This is a genomic window from Hansschlegelia quercus, from assembly GCF_004310425.1.
GTDB classification, from domain to species: Bacteria; Pseudomonadota; Alphaproteobacteria; order Rhizobiales; family Methylopilaceae; genus Methylopila; species Methylopila quercus.
The window spans coordinates 135,514-153,398 of the sequence record NZ_SIUB01000001.1 but is presented as its reverse complement, the minus strand read 5'-3'; the positions used below and the strand labels follow the sequence as shown (position 1 = coordinate 153,398).

Annotated in this window: 23 protein-coding genes, 1 tRNA gene and 1 pseudogene; 21 read left to right on the top strand and 4 right to left on the bottom strand. The window is 64.6% G+C overall.

Annotated elements, in window-relative coordinates; all coding sequences use genetic code 11:
- The first annotated feature begins 2 nt into the window (after positions 1-2).
- The 13 genes from EYR15_RS00735 to EYR15_RS00675 all read left to right on the top strand — a co-directional run bounded on the left by EYR15_RS00735 (position 3) and on the right by EYR15_RS00675 (position 11,731).
- On the top strand, positions 3-326 hold the full coding sequence (locus EYR15_RS00735) for a hypothetical protein (protein WP_131000980.1): 324 nt from the start codon (positions 3-5) through the stop codon (positions 324-326).
- Positions 323-754: an HNH endonuclease signature motif containing protein gene (locus EYR15_RS00730; RefSeq protein WP_205741552.1), complete on the top strand. Its 432-nt coding sequence runs from the start codon at positions 323-325 to the stop codon at positions 752-754. Before EYR15_RS00735 ends, EYR15_RS00730 begins: the two co-directional genes overlap by 4 nt.
- Positions 754-2,415, top strand: a complete 1,662-nt coding sequence (locus EYR15_RS00725) for a terminase large subunit (protein ID WP_131000979.1) — start codon at positions 754-756, stop codon at positions 2,413-2,415. The genes EYR15_RS00730 and EYR15_RS00725 overlap by 1 nt, the downstream gene beginning before the upstream one ends.
- A complete protein-coding gene (locus EYR15_RS00720; RefSeq protein ID WP_131000978.1) occupies positions 2,415-3,668 on the top strand; it encodes a phage portal protein in 1,254 nt (417 codons plus the stop codon). Before EYR15_RS00725 ends, EYR15_RS00720 begins: the two co-directional genes overlap by 1 nt.
- 37 nt (positions 3,669-3,705) lie before the next feature.
- Positions 3,706-4,359, top strand: coding sequence for an HK97 family phage prohead protease (locus EYR15_RS00715; protein WP_131000977.1), 654 nt, complete (start codon positions 3,706-3,708; stop codon positions 4,357-4,359).
- Between the two features lie 2 nt (positions 4,360-4,361).
- Positions 4,362-5,651, top strand: coding sequence for a phage major capsid protein (locus tag EYR15_RS00710; RefSeq protein ID WP_245498078.1), 1,290 nt, complete (start codon positions 4,362-4,364; stop codon positions 5,649-5,651).
- A gap of 62 nt (positions 5,652-5,713) precedes the next feature.
- Positions 5,714-5,923 (top strand): hypothetical protein, encoded by a 210-nt coding sequence (locus tag EYR15_RS00705; RefSeq protein WP_131000975.1) that lies wholly within the window; start codon positions 5,714-5,716, stop codon positions 5,921-5,923.
- Positions 5,924-5,928: 5 nt separating this feature from the next.
- Entirely contained in the window at positions 5,929-6,543 is a 615-nt protein-coding gene (locus EYR15_RS00700; RefSeq protein WP_131000974.1) for a hypothetical protein, read from the top strand.
- Positions 6,540-6,872 (top strand): hypothetical protein, encoded by a 333-nt coding sequence (locus EYR15_RS00695; protein ID WP_131000973.1) that lies wholly within the window; start codon positions 6,540-6,542, stop codon positions 6,870-6,872. The genes EYR15_RS00700 and EYR15_RS00695 overlap by 4 nt, the downstream gene beginning before the upstream one ends.
- A gap of 13 nt (positions 6,873-6,885) precedes the next feature.
- A complete protein-coding gene (locus EYR15_RS17245) occupies positions 6,886-9,495 on the top strand; it encodes a phage tail length tape measure family protein (RefSeq protein ID WP_131000972.1) in 2,610 nt (869 codons plus the stop codon).
- A 146-nt stretch (positions 9,496-9,641) separates the two neighbouring features.
- Positions 9,642-10,712: a hypothetical protein gene (locus EYR15_RS00685; RefSeq protein ID WP_131000971.1), complete on the top strand. Its 1,071-nt coding sequence runs from the start codon at positions 9,642-9,644 to the stop codon at positions 10,710-10,712.
- Positions 10,709-11,119 carry a hypothetical protein gene (locus EYR15_RS00680; protein ID WP_131000970.1) on the top strand — a complete coding sequence of 137 codons (411 nt, stop codon included), beginning with the start codon at positions 10,709-10,711 and terminating at the stop codon, positions 11,117-11,119. The genes EYR15_RS00685 and EYR15_RS00680 overlap by 4 nt, the downstream gene beginning before the upstream one ends.
- 3 nt (positions 11,120-11,122) lie before the next feature.
- Entirely contained in the window at positions 11,123-11,731 is a 609-nt protein-coding gene (locus EYR15_RS00675; RefSeq protein WP_131000969.1) for a hypothetical protein, read from the top strand.
- A 189-nt stretch (positions 11,732-11,920) separates the two neighbouring features.
- Here EYR15_RS00675 and EYR15_RS00670 read toward each other — a convergent pair whose 3' ends face one another.
- From EYR15_RS00670 to EYR15_RS00660, 3 genes are read right to left on the bottom strand one after another with little or no spacing between them, the layout of a single operon-like run.
- Positions 11,921-12,142 (bottom strand): hypothetical protein, encoded by a 222-nt coding sequence (locus EYR15_RS00670; protein WP_131000968.1) that lies wholly within the window; start codon positions 12,140-12,142, stop codon positions 11,921-11,923.
- A gap of 31 nt (positions 12,143-12,173) precedes the next feature.
- Positions 12,174-12,431, bottom strand: a complete 258-nt coding sequence (locus tag EYR15_RS00665; protein WP_131000967.1) for a DUF6953 family protein — start codon at positions 12,429-12,431, stop codon at positions 12,174-12,176.
- Positions 12,424-12,612 carry a YodC family protein gene (locus EYR15_RS00660; protein WP_131000966.1) on the bottom strand — a complete coding sequence of 63 codons (189 nt, stop codon included), beginning with the start codon at positions 12,610-12,612 and terminating at the stop codon, positions 12,424-12,426. Before EYR15_RS00660 ends, EYR15_RS00665 begins: the two co-directional genes overlap by 8 nt.
- 686 nt (positions 12,613-13,298) lie before the next feature.
- Between EYR15_RS00660 and EYR15_RS00655 the strand changes: the two genes are divergently transcribed.
- The 6 genes and pseudogenes from EYR15_RS00655 to EYR15_RS17335 form a co-directional block, all read left to right on the top strand.
- The gene (locus EYR15_RS00655; RefSeq protein ID WP_131000965.1) at positions 13,299-13,691 is read left to right on the top strand and encodes a hypothetical protein; all 393 of its coding nucleotides are present in this window, start codon (positions 13,299-13,301) and stop codon (positions 13,689-13,691) included.
- On the top strand, positions 13,685-13,915 hold the full coding sequence (locus EYR15_RS00650) for a hypothetical protein (protein ID WP_131000964.1): 231 nt from the start codon (positions 13,685-13,687) through the stop codon (positions 13,913-13,915). The genes EYR15_RS00655 and EYR15_RS00650 overlap by 7 nt, the downstream gene beginning before the upstream one ends.
- A gap of 123 nt (positions 13,916-14,038) precedes the next feature.
- On the top strand, positions 14,039-14,758 hold the full coding sequence (locus EYR15_RS00645) for a hypothetical protein (RefSeq protein ID WP_131000963.1): 720 nt from the start codon (positions 14,039-14,041) through the stop codon (positions 14,756-14,758).
- Between the two features lie 22 nt (positions 14,759-14,780).
- The gene (locus EYR15_RS00640) at positions 14,781-14,948 is read left to right on the top strand and encodes a helix-turn-helix domain-containing protein (protein WP_165455383.1); all 168 of its coding nucleotides are present in this window, start codon (positions 14,781-14,783) and stop codon (positions 14,946-14,948) included.
- A gap of 1 nt (position 14,949) precedes the next feature.
- Complete coding sequence (locus tag EYR15_RS00635; RefSeq protein WP_131000961.1) at positions 14,950-15,192, top strand: helix-turn-helix transcriptional regulator; 243 nt, start codon at positions 14,950-14,952, stop codon at positions 15,190-15,192.
- A pseudogene (locus tag EYR15_RS17335) lies at positions 15,192-16,184 on the top strand (tyrosine-type recombinase/integrase); the annotation flags it as partial. The gene EYR15_RS00635 and the pseudogene EYR15_RS17335, both read left to right, overlap by 1 nt.
- A 152-nt stretch (positions 16,185-16,336) precedes the next feature.
- Here EYR15_RS17335 and EYR15_RS00625 read toward each other — a convergent pair.
- Positions 16,337-16,412, bottom strand: a tRNA-Ile gene (locus tag EYR15_RS00625).
- A 201-nt stretch (positions 16,413-16,613) separates the two neighbouring features.
- On the opposite strand from EYR15_RS00625, the gene EYR15_RS00620 reads away from it, so the two are divergent.
- Together EYR15_RS00620 and EYR15_RS00615 are read left to right on the top strand one after the other, a co-directional pair.
- Entirely contained in the window at positions 16,614-17,477 is an 864-nt protein-coding gene (locus EYR15_RS00620; protein WP_131000960.1) for a TIGR02587 family membrane protein, read from the top strand.
- The gene (locus EYR15_RS00615) at positions 17,474-17,881 is read left to right on the top strand and encodes a TIGR02588 family protein (RefSeq protein WP_131000959.1); all 408 of its coding nucleotides are present in this window, start codon (positions 17,474-17,476) and stop codon (positions 17,879-17,881) included. Before EYR15_RS00620 ends, EYR15_RS00615 begins: the two co-directional genes overlap by 4 nt.
- Positions 17,882-17,885: the final 4 nt, after the last annotated feature.

Here is a 17,885-nt window from a genome sequence, read left to right as displayed (position 1 = left end):
GCATGCTTCAGGATGCACGCGAGCGGATTGAACCGCAGCCCCGGCTTTGTCCGGCGGAGAAGGCGCGCCTCGTCGCCGCCGCGACCGAAGTCGGCCAGCGCATCGGCGCGCAGACGCACAAGCTCCGAGCGGATCTGAAGGAAGCGATCGGCCGCGAGCCGACCTTCGCGGACATGATGGGCTTCTGCCTCGTCGTTATGACCGACGCGATGAACACGATCGCCGTAGGGGTGATCGCGCTCGGTGGGACCGACGAGGATGCGGAAGACGTCTGCCTTGCGGTGCAGGACGGCATTAGCAGCGCCGTCGGAGGTACGCTCCATTGAGCCGCCCGACCGCACGGAAGAGAGGATACGGCGCGAAGTGGGAGCGAGCCCGCCTCGGCTTCCTGCGTGACCATCCGTTCTGCGTCGCCTGCGCCTCGGAGAACCGTCGCCGCCTCGCGACCGTCGTCGACCACAAGCGCCCGCATCGTGGCGATCAACGTCTGTTCTGGGACCCGGGCAACTGGCAGGCCCTCTGCGCCGAGCATCACGACCGCGACAAGCAGCAGGCGGAGACCTGGGGCTACAGCAATCGCGTCGGGCCGGACGGCCTCCCGACCGACCCGAGACACCCGTTCAATCGAGGCGAGCCGACGGTCGAAGACGTGTTCCCGCCGCAGGGCCGGGGGGTCTCAAAGTCCGGGCGGTTGGGGGCCGGACCGGCATGGGCCCATGAGACAGAATTAGTTTCAGCTCGGGAGCGCCGCTGATGGGCGCCCGCGGACCCGGCGCTCAGGCGCGCAGGATCGCAGCGGCGCAGCTTCCGGCGCGTCGTCGAGCTCTGCCGTGGTCGCGGAAGGGCCTCTCGCGCGTCGAGCGCGTCGTCGCCTTCCTCGAGTTTCTGCCAATCACGAAGGGGCCCTTGGCGGGCCGCCGGATGAAGCTGCTCCTCGAGCAGCGAGAGTTCGTCGAGCGCGTCTATGGCGATCTCGACGCCAAGGGGCTGCGCCGCCGCCGGATCGGCGTGAAGAGCGAGCCGAAGGGCAACGGGAAGTCCGGCCTCTGCGCCGGCCTGGCGCTCTGCCACCTACTCGGGCCTGAGAGTGAGCCGCGCGGCGAGGTCTATTCGGCGGCCGTCGATCGCAATCAGGCCGGTCTGATCTTCCGGGAATGCGAAGCGATCATCCTGCAGGTGCCGGAGTTCGCCGCCCGCGTGAACGTCGTGCGCTTCCACAAGCGAATCGAGGTCCTCGACGGCGACGGCAAGGGCTCGACCTACGAGGCGATGTCGGCGGACGCTCGCTCGGCTCACGGGCTCGCGCCGAGCCTCTTCGTCTATGACGAGCTCGCGCAGGCTCCGAACCGCGAGCTGCTGGACGCGCTGATCAACGGCCTGGGTAAGCGCAAGGAAGCGCTCGGCCTGATCATCTCGACCCAGGCGCCGAGCGACGATCATCCGCTCTCGCAGATCATCGACGACGGCCTGACGGGGGCCGACCCGTCGATCTTCGTACAGCTCCTCGCGGCGCCAGCGGACGCAGACCCGTTCGCGGAGGAGACGTGGAAGGCCTGCAATCCGGCGCTCGGCAAGTATCTGTCGCTGGCGGAGATGCGGCAGGCCGCCTGGCGCGCGCGGCGCATCCCAGCTTTCGAGGCGGGCTTCCGCAACCTGCGCCTCAATCAGCGCGTCGACGCCAACGAGGAGGAACGGGTCGTGACGCTTCCCGTCTGGAAGCGCGGCGACCATCCCGTCGACCGCGAGCGGCTGAAGGGCCGCCTCTGCTTCGCTGGCCTCGACCTCTCGGGCAAGCACGACCTCACGGCCGCAGTCTTTGTGTTTCCGAGCGACGAATCGGCGCCGGTTTACGACGTCGTGCCGCTGTTCTGGACGCCCGAAGATCAGCTGGCGCAGCGCAAGCCGGCCGAGCAGGAACGCTTCCGCCTCTGGATCGAGCAGGGCCTCATGATCACGACGCCCGGTCCGACGGTCCGCTACGACTTCGTCGCGGCGCAGATCGCGGCCTTCGCGGCCGAGCACGACCTCCAGGCGATCGCCTATGACCGCTGGCGGATCGAGGATCTGAAGGCCGATCTCGCGAAGATCGACGCTCACTTCCCCGTCCCGCTCGAGGAGTTCGGGCAGGGCTATCAGAGCATGTCGCCGGCGATCGAGTGGTTCGCCGAGCTCGCATTGACCGGGCGGCTCCGCCACGGCGGCCATCCCGTACTCACGGCCGCTGTCTCGAATGCGATCACCGTTCCGGATCCGGCCGGCAATCTCAAGATCGAGAAGGGAAAGTCGAACCGCCGCGGTCCCGTTCGGATCGACGGCGCCGTGGCGCTGATCATGGCGCTGTCGATCGCCAAGCGATTCGAGAGCGAGCCGCGCGGCAACGTCGACGACTTCCTCGCGAACATGGTGTTCGCCTGATGGCCGGCGCGTTCGGGACATTCCTGCGCAACTTCACCCTCCGCGAGCGGAAGGTGTGGCTGTCATTCTTCGGCCGGGAGACTTGGGCGGGCAGGGCGGTTACGCCGGCGACTGCGATGGAGGTCGCAGCGTTCTGGGCCTGCGTCCGGCTGCTCGCGCAGACCATCGCGACGCTGCCGCTGGGCGTCTATCAGCGCCGTCCCGATGGCGGCCGGATCCTCGCTAGCGAACATGCGCTGTACGCGCTGCTCCACGATACGCCGAACGCCGACCAGACGGCGTGCGAGTTCTGGGAAGGCGTCGTCGCCTGCATCTGCCTCTGGGGCAATGCCTTCGTCGAGAAGTCGCTCTCCGGCGGCCGGTTGGTCGCGCTGACGCTGCTCCGGCCGGACCTGATGCAGGTCGACCGTCGAGAGGATGGCTCGCTCCGCTACCGTTACAGCGATCCGAGCGGCGCGATTGAATACGACGAAGGCGAGCTGATGCACGTCCGCGGCTTCGGCGTCGGCGGCGACCTGGGGCTCTCAGTCCTCGCGCACGCCCGGCAGACGATCTCCTCGACGATCGCGACCGACGAGGCCGCGGCGCGCACCTTCGCCAACGGCATGAGGCCGGGCGGCTTCTTCACCTACGAAAAGGGATCGCTGACGCCGGAGCAGCGCGAACAGGCGCGCAAGGCGCTGATCGAACCCATGCAGGGCGTCGAGAACGCCGGGCGCATCGGTCTCCTCGAGGCCGGCGGTGGCTTCAAGTGGCAGGAGGTCGTGATCCCGCCGGCGGACGCCGAGCTGCTCGCTTCCCGCCGGTGGCACGTCGAAGAGGTCGCGCGCTGGTTCGGCATCCCGCCGATCCTCATCGGTCACGCCTCCGAAGGCCAGACGATGTGGGGCTCCGGCGTCGAGCAGATCATGCTCGGCTGGCTGACCCTCGGGCTGCGCCCCTACCTCACGCGTATCGAGCAGGCGGTGAAACGCTCGCTGATCGCGCCGGCCGATCGCGCCACGCTCTACGCCGAGTTCGCCGTCGAGGGTCTGCTCCGCGCCGACAGCGCGGGCCGCGCCGAGTTCGCGTCGAAGATGATCCAGAACGCCGGCATGACGCCGAACGAGTGGCGCGCCAAGGAGAACATGCCGCCGATCGAGGGCGGCGATCAGCTCTTCATCAACTCGACGCTCGTCCCGCTCGCGATGGCCGGCCAGCGGCCGGGTCGCGTCCAGCCGGCGCCCGGCGAACCCATTCCGGAGGACGTGTGATGGCGCTTTCGCTCAAGACCCGCGACCTCGGCTTTCTGTGAAGGAGATCCGGCCGAATGGCGTGTTCTCCGGCTATGCCTCGCTCTGGGGCGCGGTTGACACCTATCGCGAGCGCGTCGAGCGCGGCGCGTTCGGCGAGAGCCTTGCGGCCGCGGCGGAGAAGAACCGAGCGCTCCCGATCCTCTGGCAGCATCGCACCGCCGAACCGATCGGCGTCTGGACGAAGCTCGAGGAAGACGAACGAGGCCTCTACGGCGAAGGCGAGCTCTGGCTCGACGAGGCGCCCTATGCCCGCGTCGCGCACAAAGGCATGGGGGCGCGTTGCGTCACCGGACTGTCGATCGGCTACTTCGTCCAGGACGACGCCTTTGACGAGAAAGAGCGGGTCCGCACGCTGAAGAAGCTGGACCTCCGCGAGGTGTCGATCGTGACCGACCCCGCGCTTGAGGAGGCGCGCGTCGACACTGTCAAAGCCAAGCTCGCCGCCGGCGAGCGCATCAGCGAACGAGAATTTGCGCGGGTCCTGCGGGAGCGGGGCTTTTCGCGAACAGCGGCCGACGAGATCGCCGTCGTCGGCTTCAAGGAATGGTCGCGTCGGGAGACGGGGACCGTGACGGCGAACAGCCCGGCCGGCTTGGGCGACCTCGCGAAGGCGCTCGGCGGCCTCTCCCTCCCGAAGATTGGAGCATGACAATGAACGCGATCATTCACCCCCGCCTTTTCAACGACGGACCGATTGAATTTGGCCGCAAGGATGGCGGCCAGCACAGCGCCGGCGGCGCGGCCGACGACAATCTCGAGCTCAAGAGCGTCATTGAGGCGATCGGCCAGCGCGACCGCGAGATGGTCGACTTCGCCAAGAAGGCTGACGCCGAGATCAAGGCGACCGGCCAGATGGCGACGGAAACCAAGTCGGCGCTCGAAAAGCTGGCGACCGACGCCTCCGGCCAGCAGGCCCGGCTCATGGAGCTCGAGCAGAAGCTCGCGCGCCGCGGCGGCATGCAGGGCGCCGAGGCGATGCCCTCGCTCGGCGAGCAGCTCTCCGGCAGCGAAGACTTCAAGGCGCTTCAGCTCCGCGGCAAGGGGCGCGCCGTCCTCAAGGTGAAGGCGGTGACGTCCGTCACGTCGGCGACCGCCGGCACGGGCGGCGTCGGCGCTGCCGTCCAGCGCACTCGCCTGCCGGGCGTCATTGCGCCCCCGGACCGGCCAATGACGATCCGTGACCTGCTGATGCCCGGCCGGACCGACTCGAACGCGGTGGAGTACGTACGGGAGACCGGCTTCCAGAACATGGCGGCGCCGGTCGCCGAGGGCGATCTGAAGCCGCAGAGCGACCTCTCCTTCGACCTGCAGACAACGCCGGTTCGCACGCTCGCGCACTGGGTCCTCGCGTCCAAGCAGGTGCTCTCCGACATCCCGCAGCTTCAGAGCTACGTCGATCAGCGCCTTCGGTACGGCCTGACCTACGTCGAGGAAATGCAGCTCCTCGCCGGCAACGGCGCGGGCCAAAACCTCAACGGGCTCATTCCCCAGGCGACCGCGTATGGGTTCGCTGCTTACTCGAAGGTCGCCGACACAAAGATCGACCGGCTGCGGCGCGCCATGCTGCAGATGCGGATCGCGGAGTATCGGGCGAGCGCGATCGTCATGAACCCGATCGACTGGACCGACATCGTCCTGACGAAGGACTCGATCGGCCAGTACCTCTGGTCCGACCCGACCGTGAACAACGGCCAGAACCTCTGGGGCCTCCCGGTCGTCGACACGAACGCGATGGCGACGGGCAAGTTCTTGGTCGGCGCCTTCAACATGGCGGCGCAGATCTTCGACCGCGAGGACGCCAGCGTCGAGGTGTCGACGGAGGACAGCGACAACTTCCGCCGCAACATGGTGACGATCCTCGGCGAGGAGCGCCTCGCGCTCGCGGTCTTCCGACCGCAGAGCTTCGTGTACGGCAACCTCGTCGACGGCAACGCGAGCTGACCGGCGTCGGACCATCGGAGGTCCGGCTCCGGCCGGACCTCTTCACCCTCGAGGAGACCTCAATGTCGAAAGCGAAGATCCTGAAGCCATTCCTCCGCAACGCCGCGGACGGGATGGTGCATCCGGGCGATCCGGACCTCGACGTCACCGACGCCGAGCATGACGAGCTCGCGGTGCTCGGCCACGTCGAGCCGCGGAAGCGAGACGCCAAGGTCGCGCCGGCCGCGGACAACAAGATGAAGCCGGCGCCGGCGAGCAAGGCGGGGGCCTGAAGGCCATGCTGACCGTCGTCACACCCGCGGCCTCAAATCTGCTGACGACGGTGGAGCGGGCGCGTTCGCTGCTTGGCCTCGGCGCCGACGTCGGCACGGCGACAGCGCTTGGCCGACATATTGCGACGGCGTCGCGCGTGATCGCCGACTACTGCCGGCGGCCGTTCGGCGTCGAGACGCTGAAGCAGTGGGGGGAGGGCGACGTCCTCAACGGCATCGCCTTCGCCCGCACTCCTGTGCGCTCGATTGCCAGCGTTTCGATCGGAAACGCCGATCTCGGGCCGGACGAATACGCGATCGACACAGCCTCGGGTTCGCTGCTGCGGATCGGGGAACACGACGTCGTGCTCTGCTGGTGGACGGCCCCGACGATCATCTACGACGCGGGCTACCAGCTCCCGACCGACAGTGACGCCGGCGACCTGCCCGAGCCCGTCGAGCGCGCCGCGATCATCCTCGCAGGAACCTACCTCGCCGGCGCCGGTCGCGACCCGCTGCTGAAGAGCGAGGACATCGACGGCGTGGCCTCGGCGTCCTGGTACGTGCCCGGCGCGGCCGACCAGGTGCTTGTTCCGGAGGTGGCGCAGCTCCTCGCGCCTTATCGGACGTTCTGGCCATGAGAACGCGGCGATCCCGCCTCAGTAGACAAGCCTCGGGCGCGACGCGTGGCGCGGATCCGCCCGCGGAGAGTGTCGCGGCACTGGACGGCTATCGCGCACTGGGGCGCAGCGACGGCGCCCTCTGCGCTGTGGCGATCTGCGCCGCGGTCGCGCGACTCGACGGATCTTCCGATGAGGTTCAGCGAACTCATTTCGACGCGCTCGACGCTGCAGCGGCGGCCATTTTAGCGAGGGGAGCAAGCCAGCTCGAGGCGAGCGTCTATCGAACGTCGGCGCATGACGAGGTCAACCGTCGGCTTGCGCTGCTGCGCGAAGCCCTGACGATCTGAGGAGGCTAGAAAAATGGTGTCGATGAGCAACCTGCGGGTCGTTCGGGAATTGACGATCCGCGCCGCGGCGCAAGGCGTCGACGAGACGACGACGAAGCTGCGCACACTCGGGACGACCTATGATCACGTTGCCGATCAAGCCACGGCCGCGGGCGCGGCGACGGAGGCGAGCGCGCGCCGCACCCTTAGCGTCGTCACGGCCTACGACCGCCTTCAGCGCTCGCTTGATGAAACCTATCGGGCCCAGCAGCGCTACGCGCAGGTCGAGGCCACGGTAGAGCGAGCACGCGCTCAGGGCATCGGCAGCGAACAGCGCCACGTCGAAATCCTCTCGCTCGCGCAGGACCGCTACCTCGGCCTAGGCGCTGCGGCGGAGCAGGGCGGGGCCAAGGTCGCGAACAGCACGAAGCTCGCGAACCATGAAATCACGATGATGTCGGCCCAGTTCATGGACCTCGGGACGCAGATCGCGTCCGGCGGCGGCCTGTTCCTGCCAATCATCCAGCAGGGCGGGCAGCTTGCCGGCCAGCTCGGCGATCGAGGCGCGCGCGGCGCGATACGGGCGCTTGGCGAAGGCCTACTCAGCTTCGTGACGAACCCGGTGAACCTGGCCGTCGTAGGCGTCGCCGCGCTCGGCGCCGGCGTCGGCTATCTCGCGTCCAAGGTCAGCGACATCGACAGCCTCGACGAGGCCTTCAAGCATCATGAGGAGACCATCAGGGGGCTGAAGGAGGCGTATGGCGCCGCGGCGGAGGGTTTGGACGCCTACCAGAAGCTCAGCGGCTCGATCGCACGCGCGAACGCGATGACGGACATCTCCACGCTTAAGGCGGGCGTCATGTCTGAGGCGCGGAGCGCCGCGCGTACCCTTTACTCCACTCTGGAGGGCACGGACGAGCTTGGCGGGGTCGAGGACCGCTTCGCGCCCATCACAGCCTCCGTCCAGCAGTTCGCTGAGACGATCCGTCAGGGCAAGCCGGACTTCGAGGCGCTTCGGAAAACGGCGGCCGAGCTCTACCTCGCCAATCCCGGCAACAGCGCGCTCCAGGCCCTCTACCGAGACCTGATGAGCCTGACGGACGCCGGGGCGAAGGCGCAGAGCGCGCTCGACCCGCTGCTCAGAACCATCGGCAACCTGACTGACATGTCCGCGCGCGTCGCTCCGGGCCTTGACGCGCTCATGAGCAAACTGCCGGCGATCGGCGACAAGAACGCCGAGGCGACGTCGAAAGCCGCCGACGCGCTCGATAAGTACCTCGCGACGACCCGGACGATGGCCGGCACGCCGCTCGACCAAGCACTCGCCCGCGAGACCAACTCATTCAGCAACTTGCGCACACAGATCGAAGGCACTCATGGCGCGTCGGACGCTCTGGCGAAGGCTCAAGCATCTTTCGATCAGCGCGCGACGGCTATCCGGAGCCAGTATGGCTCGAATGGGCAGAAGATCAGCAGCGGCGGCAGCCCCTACGAACACACGGTCGAGCGGGCGCGCGAACGCATCTCCGACGTTCAGGCGGAGGTCGCGAGCTTCGGCATGGGCCGCGACGCCGCGGCCGGCTACCGCATGGAGATTGATCTGCTCTCCTCCGCGCAGCGGAAGGGCGTCGAGCTCACGCCGGCGCAGCGCGAGGCGCTCCACTCGTTGTCGGAGGAATACGCGGCCGCCGCGCGGACGCTCAGCATGCTCAACGTGCAGCAGGAGCTGCAATTCGACCGCGCCGACGTGTTCATGTCGGAAGTCGAGCGGCAGATCGCCCGATCACAGCGCAGCGCCGGGGTGAACGCCGACTCCGAGATGGGTCGGTACATCGATCAGACGATGAGGCTGACGGACGCGCTGCAGGGCGTCGGCGACGCGGGCCACGAGGCGTTCAGCTCGATTGCGAACGACCTGAAGAACGGTGAAGGCCTCGGAAAGTCCTTCGGCGACGCCTTGGGCAAGATGGGAGATCGGCTCTTCCAATCCGGCGTCGACGGAGTCTGGGACAATCTTTGGGGGTCGTTCGGCAACGCGACGGGTCTCGGCAAGGTGCTCGGCTTGGGCGGCAAGCGGGATGGCAGCTCGGAAGCGTCCGCCCTGTTCGTCACGGTGTCCGGCGGCGTCGGGAGCATGATCGGAGGGGCCGCGTCTGCGGCCTCCGGAGGTGGCGGCGGACTGTTCGGTGGTAGCGGAGGCCTGCTGGGCGGCGCCATCATCCCCGGCATCCTGCATGATGGCGGCCGGGTCGGCGTGGATGGTTACTCCGACCGGGTCGTTTCGCTCGACGCCTATCGCCACGCTCGCCGCTTCCACACCGGCTTCGCGTCCGACGAGTTCCCCGCGATCCTCCAGGAGGGCGAGCGTGTCCTCACCGGAAACATGGATCAGCGGACGATGCGGGCGATGACGGGGCTCACGCGCGCCGCCGGCGCTGCAGGAGCCGCATCGCCGCGGGCAGCCTCAGACGGGGCTTCGTCTTCGGGCCCGATGTCGTTCCACTACGCGCCGACCTATCAGGTCCAGGGCTACGGCAAAGACATCGACGATCTGAAGCGGCAGGTGGTGAAGAACGAAGCCGAGTTTCAGACGCGGGTCGAGGTCGCGGTCCGGAAGGGTCGCAACAGCCGGAAGATCGGCTGACCTTTCCGGCCGAGCGGCGGCGGATGAAGCGGGCGGCGTGAAGCGGAGTAGGAAGCCGAGATCTCAGATCTGTGCTCAGCCCAAATTCCCGGTTGTGTCGCGAGGCACTACGTGGCCACGATCAGGCGACGATCCGGGGGACTACCTTGCACATCAACGCACTTGTGAGCGCGCTACGCAATCGCGTGCCTTGGTCAGTAGCGCGACGCCTTCTAACCGTTAGCGGAGCGTCTGCGTCGCAGGGTTGGGAGAGAACGGAGACCCGCCTCACTGCCGACAATGTTGATCGAGATACGAAGGACGCGCTGATCGAGGCATTGAGAGAGCACATTCTCGGCGGCGAGAAGCTTGTCCGGTTTTATCGGCTTCCGCGGGCTGAAATGAACTCGATCCGGGCTGCGGTCGCGGCGCTGACCGTCGAACCCTCTGCATTAAGTCGCGCGTACCCTGGAATTCTGTCTGCGGCAGCTTTGGTAGGCGGCGGGCTGGGGCATCGGCTAGCGGCGGTCGAGCGAAGAGAGGATGGTACCGCGGTGATCTACCACTCCATCAGGATTGTGGAGGTCAGAGAGTTGATCGCCCCCGAGCGGCTTCCCCAAGCGGCTCGCGAGGCTCTGGAAGGCTTCGATGAAGTTGTCGGCTTTAAGGAGATGAAGCTTCAAGCGTACGACGTAATATGGGTGCCAAATGAAGGTAACTTCGTTGAGGTTCGCGTTGATTTTCCCAAAGGGTCGCGTAGAGATATCAGCGAAAGTGCCCATGCCCAAGTAACAAGAGCGTTCGGTGCCTCGATAGAACATAGATTTTATTACGATGCCATCAACTTGTTTCCGCTTATTAACGCTATGTATGTGTCGGAAGATGAGGGCGATGTCGTTGAACTCGCCTTTTCAACGACAACAGGATCATTGAAGCACGAGAAGATGCGGCGGTCGCGGCAATCTCTCCGCCGTGAACTGTACCATACGTCTGGGAAGGCTGGGCTTCAGACTCCTATCGAGCCTTATCTTCTTAGCCTTAGGTGGCAGCGCCGGCCCGGCAGAGATAACGCGGCGCAGCCGGAGCTCGAACTTCATAGTACTTCGTATGAGGTCGCTAGCGAGACCGCTCGTCTCTATGAAATGACCGTACGCAATTGCCTGTATTTGGATGATTATCTATTTGTACGCAATCGAGCAAAGCATCATCTCCGAGCTATCGCTCGGGCAGTAGCATGAGCGCGCAGACACTAAAACAAGAGATAGAAAAAAAGCGGGATCACATCCCGAGCCCGGATCTATGTCTTCGGATCATCGATTTCGTGGCGGCGAAGCCTTTCGCCGAACGGGAGTTTATGACTTACAGAACCTTTTATAATGCATTAAATGAGGGAAACGAGAGTACAGAAATTTTTTCTGCCGTATCATTCCTTGCCAGCTCTCGTATCGAGGCTTTGTCTCCTCTCGGTATTTTTGTGGATGAAAGTGGGGGAGAGCATGAACTATCCGCAAGAGACCTTTGGGATGTAATGCAGACCGGAAGGATCGTTCATCCGAGAACTGGTATACTAATAGAAGTTCCAAGCAAAAGCGTTCTTATATTTTTCGTTCCTTCTCAGAAGTTCGATGACAAGGAAGGTCTTTGACCCTTGTTCACGCTCGATGAGTATCTTGCCGTAGCACGCCAAAACACGCCGTTGCGCATTGCGTCAGACATGGCCTTTGCCCCTGACCACGAAACGCGCCTGAGGCTCGTTGAAGAAGCAATTGATTGGATATCTCAGGATTTCACAAAGAATAAGCACCTGAAGCAAGATTCATCCGAAGACGATTTAACTGTTCAGATTGTACTTGCTCTAAAGGCGATGAACTTCCTCGCTTACCATGACGTTCAGTATGGCGGGCACACTGATATCATAGTGGAGGGGGCGAATGAATTTCTTTGGATTGCGGAAGCAAAAATTCACAAGGATTACAACTGGCTGTTAGATGGTTTCGAGCAGCTGGATAGGAGATACTCGACAGGTCTCCCCGGGCAAAATGCTGGAGAATTGATTGTCTACGTAAAAGTGGCTGATGCAAATGCGGTGATGGAAAGGTGGTCTAAGCATCTTGCGAATAAAAGGTCAGATGTCAGCATCGTTCAATGCGGAAAAGACCCTCTGGCGCGAAGATCCGAACATATTCATGCCTCAACCGGTCTTTCATTTTACGTAAGGCACAAGCCATTCGTCTTGTACCATAAGCCTACGGTGTAGCAGGAATTCGGATCGGGCTGCGGGTGGACAGCGTGCGCAGCCGTCGGTTCGGAGAGGCGGATTAGGTTTCCAAGCTTGTAGACGAGGCACCGATCGGGGAGTGGCCGGTGCCCGCCGCCATTATCAAGCTGGCTTTCGACCTCCTCCCAGACCGCCTGCGCGCCCTACCGGGGTTTTCTTGCCGTGCGTCTATCGTCTCCACACCTGCCTGAGCTCTTGGTCGAACCATAGCTCGGCGTTGTACCCGGCCCCCATGCGCGACCGGAACTCGAGATACTGGCCGTATCCCTTCGCCCGCACCCAGGCTTCGAAGGAAGTGAAGCTCGGGTGCTCTAGCTGAGCCGGTTCGAGCTGAGCCTTCCACTCGTGACAAAGGCCGCGGATCGCCTTCTCAGCTTCGTCCTTCTTCATCGGATCGTTGCTCGATGCAATCAGGGGTTAGCTACTGCTGACGTCCCGGCTGGTCCGTATCGAGCCGACGCCGCCAAAATTTGCCCGCACGCTCATAGACCGCGTCGGGCGTGAGCCGATTGAACACTGCTAGGACGCTCTTCCCGATGCATAGATTGGAGTTCTGATCAAAGTACGCCAATCGCTCGTCTTGAAAGTTAAATAAATGGCTTGCTGCGCCTTCTTGATAGAGGAAGCCAAACTCCTCGTACTCTCCAAGCATCCAGCGTGCGGCCTCTTCCTCACTCATCTTTCTTAGGTGCCTTGTATTCCTTCAATGTCTCTTCCTTGAAGTAACCAGTTTCAAGTGATGCACCTTTAAACCACGTACAATGATATTGATCATTATTATTCTTGCCGCTAGAAACCGTCATGGACGGTCCGCCAGATTTCAATTGAACGGTGTCGCCAACTTTAAATTTGCCGGTCATTGGATAGGTCTCTCATCTGTAAGCGCGGAAGTGTCCGATATGCCGCGTCTTGCCGTGGTGCCGCCTTACTCAGTACGTCTTTAGCTACATCGCCAAGCCTTAATAGGTCAGTACGTCAGCCCTATCTCTACTTCAGAGAAGCTGCCGTCTGTTTCGACGTTCCAGCTCACCCTTTCAACGCGGAGAACAGACGTTCCGCCACGGTGGCGGAAGGCGACGAGTTCACCTTCACGCGGGACTGCCGGCCAGTCGACCTCGAGACCGTCTCGATGATCTTCGCTGAACAACCGGATCTTCATGTCGGCACTCTAGTTGTAACCGGCATAGGGTCACCCCTGCCGCATGTGCAAGCTCGCCCCCCAAAAAGGGCGGCTTGTCCACATCCGGCGAATAAGGCAGGCTGCCCGTGGGTGTGAGAACCCGGACCGAGATAGGCCGCAAAACCCTTTGGCGAGGGCTGCTCCTTTGGCGAGGAGCGGCGGCTGAATTGCATCCTGAGGATGCGACGGACGCGCTTGGCGGCGCGGCTCCGAGCCCGACCAGTATTGGCCGGGGGCGGACGTGCTGTCCAGAGGGGGCAACTCCTTAAAAGCGTTCGACACGTCTCTCGGCGTGTTCTCACCCCCCGGCTGTCGGTCCCGCCGATCGACGAACGGCTGTGAGAAGCCGTCTACCGAGAGACGACAATGCACATCGTGAACCTGCACCAGGCGCCGCCGAGCACGATCGAGGCTGCGCTGACCTATGCCGCTATGCTTCACCACACGCAGCGGCTCGACGAGCTCAACTTCGCTGTCGAGCAAGAGATCGCCCATCATCGCCTCACCCGCGCGCGGCTTGAGGACACGATCGAGCGGTTGATCGCCGCGCTCGACGCGGACGATGGGGATCCGGACCGGGAGCCGTCTCTCTGCGGCCTCGACGTCGGCATCGGTCGCGACGACGAACTAGAGCTTGCGGAGGGCGATGACGAGCCCTCGCTTGGCTGGACGCGTTCGGGAGCGCTGGGGACCGGTGACGACCGCGAGGACGTGAACGAGGACGGCGACCCGCTCGACCAGGGAGAGCACACATGGTGAGGCCGCCCGAGGTCAACATGCTCGACGTCGAGTGCGCGTTGTCGGACGTGCAGGATCTATTTCACCTGCTCGACATGGCGCGCCGAGGCCTTGAAGCCGACTACGTCGGCGACCCTGGCGCGCTCGGCGTCCTCGCTGACATCGGCCTCAAGCGCTCCCGCGAGCTTCAAGAGATGTTCTTCGGCGCGGATTACCCGCGACCAGGTGACGGGGGCGGAGCCTGATGACCTGCCCCATCGCGTCCGCGCGGTGGGGCGTGGCCTTCCAGACAGAGACTTGACCGAAAAATTTCGGTCGGTTATGTGTCTCTAAGCAACGGACACTTTCCCGACCGAAAAGGCTTTAGCATGCCGCCCGCAACCGCCGCAGATTTGGTCGAAACGATCAAGCCGCTCACTCCGCTGACCGACCGCTGGCTTAAGTCGGCCACGTTGAGCTTGTTCGAAAATGGAGTGATTGAGGCCGGCCCGGCTGGCCGCGCTGCACTGAAGCGCAACCACTGTGACGCCGCGGCGATCGCGGTCGGCTTGCTGGCTGCTCCATCGGCGATGCAGGCAGGTTCGTACGCAGACGGTATTCTCCGGTCCGGTCGTCAGCGCGGATCGATCATCGACCCTCGGGGCATCGTCCATGAGCACGAGCTCGGCCAGCTTCTGAAGGTCGCGCTCTCAAGGCCGCATTTCCGAGAGGCGTTGAGCGTGCTGATCCAAGAATGGAGGATCCTCGAAAGCGGTCTTGAGTTCTATTCCAAGCTCCCAAACCGCTGCGGGCTGGACGGCCAGTGGCGAGCGGAGCTTACCGTGACGCTCTCGGGCGCGCCTTTCTTCGGCGCTGCGATCGAACTCGACGTGCGAAAGGTTGTTCAGGTCTCCGAGGGGGAACTGGAGCCTCATGAGACGTTTCTCGCCTTGGAAGCGGACTGGCTTGGGATGGCTACGGCTAATCTCTCCGACGGAGCTTCGGCCGAGCTTCATGAGCGCTTCGCTCATCAGGCGACGCACGAATTCGATCACCGCGTAATCATCGCTCTCGGGCGTCGGCTCGGCGAGCGCGGCGTTGATTACTGAGGTCGCCATGGAAAGCCGAGGCGTGCTTCTCACGCGCAAGCAGATCGCCGCCGCCTATGGCGTCGACGTCGCCACGGTGCAGCGCTGGAAGAAGCGCGGGCTGCTCCAACCTGAACAGCCGGGCGGCAGAGGCGGCACGTGGCGCCTGCCGACGGCCGCGGTGAAGCCGAAGAAAGACGGGGAGGGCTGACTTGAGCCGGTCGCTTCGCGAGCAGTCTCTTCCCCGCTTCGCGCTCCGGCGCGAGGAAGCGGCGGCGAGCCTGAGCGTCTCGGCCGGAACCTTCGACGGCTGGGTGGAAGACGGCAGGATGCCGAAGCCCTACAAGCCGAATGGCGGCGTCGCTCTCTGGGACGTCGACGAGATCCGCGCCTGCTGGCAGGCGATGAAGGATGGCACGGTCTTGGACAATCCGCTTGATCGGCTAGTGCTCTGATGGTGCAGCTCGATCTCCGCTACCTCTCCCGAGACGTCGATCGACACGGCAACGTCCGGTTCTACGTGCGCGTGCCGGGCCGGAAGAAGGTGCGGATCCGAGCTTCGCTCAACGAAGACGGGACTGCATCCCCGGCGTTCATGGACGCCTACTGGAAAGCTGTCCGCGCCGAAGAGGAGGCGACCCGGCCAGAAGCGCGGCGAGTCGCCGAGGGCTCCTTCCAGGCGGCATTGAACCGCTACTACGCCTCTGGCAAGTTCAAGAGCTACGATCCCGACACGCAGCGCGATAAGCGCGGCGTCCTCAACCGCTATGCGGACAGCGCCGGGCCGATCGCGTTGAAGGCCTTCCGGCAGCAGGACGTCGAGCGGAGCCGCGACAAGCGACGAGACACGCCCGCGGCCGCCGACAAGCTCGTGAAGTACCTGCGGACCTTCTTCGCGTGGGCGATGAAGGAGAAGCTGATCGGCGCCAACCCCGCTGTCGGCGTCGAAAAGATCAACACGGGGTCGGAAGGCCATCATACCTGGAGCGTCGAGGAGATCCGGCGCTACGAGGAGCGACACCCTGTCGGCACCACCGCACGCCTCGCGCTGGTGCTACTCATGTGCACCGGCGGCCGCCGCGGCGACGTCTATGCGCTGGGCCGGCAGCATGAGACCGACGGCCACCTTTCGTTCTTTCAGGAGAAGAACCGGGCGCGGCAGACCGAGCCTATCGTCATCCCGATTCGGCCGGAGCTGAGGGAGGCGCTCGACGCGACCCCGACCGGCGATCTGACGTACATCATCGGCTCGCACGGACGGCCGTACACGAAGGAGAGCTTCGGCAACCGCTTCCGCGAGTGGTGCGACCAGGCCGGCCTTCCACAGTGTTCGGCGCACGGCGTCCGAAAGGCTGCGGCGACCATCCTCGCCGAGAACGGCGCCTCCGCCATGGAGCTCTGTTCGATCTTCGGCTGGAGCAAGCTGGAAACCGCCGAAATCTATGTTCGCAAGGCGCAGCGGAAGCGTCTAGCGGCCAACGCCTTCGCCCGGCTAGACGCGGCGACGTCGCCGAAGATTGTCCCACTTCGCGGCCGGAAGTCAGTCAGTGGGACAAACAGGAGAAAAAGTCTTGTTGGAACAACGCCATCAGAAGGCGGTGGTGGGCCCGGCAGGACTCGAACCTGCAACCAAGCGGTTATGAGCCGCCGGCTCTGACCATTGAGCTACAGGCCCGCCGGGCGAAGGCATACGACGGCTAAGAAGGCTTGTCATCGGGCTGCGCCGTGGCGCAGGCAGCGAGCCATTTATATCCCTTGGAGGGCGACCCTCGGCCGCCTCTTCGCCGCGGCTCGGGGCGAGGCCGCTTGACGGCGGGGCCCGCCGCGCGATTTGGGCGCGTCTACCTGAAGCGAGACGCGAGCCTCCATCACCGTCATGACAGCCCAGGCAGCCGAGCGTCGCCGCGAGATCGAGCGCGGGTTCATCGTCGGGCTCGGCCGCGCCTTCGGTGGCTCCATCGTCTTCGTCCTGCCGGTGCTGATGACGATGGAGATGTGGGAGCTCGGCGCGAGCATCGAGCGCTGGCGCCTCGCGCTGCTGCTTCTCGCGGTGGTTCCGATGCTCGTCGGTCTGTCTCACTACATCGGCTTCGAGGAGACCGAGGACTGGATGGACGACGTCCGCGACGCCTTCGTCGCGCTTTTCGTCGGTTTCGTCACCTCGACCGTCGTGCTCGCCCTGTTCGGGTTAATGGGTCCGACGCAATCCTTCGACGAGATTCTGGGCGCGATCGTCATCCAGACCGTGCCGGCGAGCTTTGGCGCGGTGATCGCGCAAGGGCAGCTCGGGCAATCCGACGAGGAAGACGAACGCCGCAACCGCAAGCCGGACTACGCCGGCGACTTGCTCTTCCTCGCGAGCGGCGCGGTGTTCCTGTCCTTCAACATCGCGCCGACCGAGGAGGTCGATCTCATCGCCGCGTCCATGACGCCGTATCACGCGGTGGCGCTCGCGCTGCTTTCGATCACGGTGATGCACGCGATCGTCTACGGCGTCCGGTTCAGCGGTTCGCAGGCCCTCGCGCCGGGCGAGCGGCAGGGCGCGCTCGGCGTGTTTCTCGCCTACACGCTCGCGGGCTACGCCATCTCCCTCGGCGTGTCGGCCGCGATGCTGTGGCTGCTCGGCCGGCTCGACGGTCTTGGCGGCCCGGCTGGCCTGCGGCTGGTCGTGACGCTCGGGTTTCCCGCCGCGGTCGGCGCGGCCTTTGCGCGGCTTATCGTAGGCGGACAAAGCGAATGAACGATAAGGCGACAACGCCTAAGGGCGATCGCGCGGTCGGCCGACTGGAGTGGGCCGTTGGGATCGCCGGCGCGCTGGCGACCCTCGCCGTGCTCGGCGTTCTTGTCCGCGAGGCCGTGACCTACCAGGAGGGCGCGCCTGTGCTTATCAGCACGGTGACGGGCGTGACCCCGACCCCGGCGGGCTACGTCGTGCAATTCCAGACGGAGAACCGGAGTCCATCCACCGTCGCCGAGGTCGTGGTCGACGCCCGGTTGAAGCAGGGCGATCGCGTGCTGGAGCAGGCCTCCGTCACGCTCGACTATGTCGCGCGCAAATCGAGCCGCGACGCGGGTGTCATCCTCCGCGCTGACCCTGCGAGCGGGACGCTGGAGCTTTCCGCATCCTCCTTCCGCGCGCCCTGAGGCC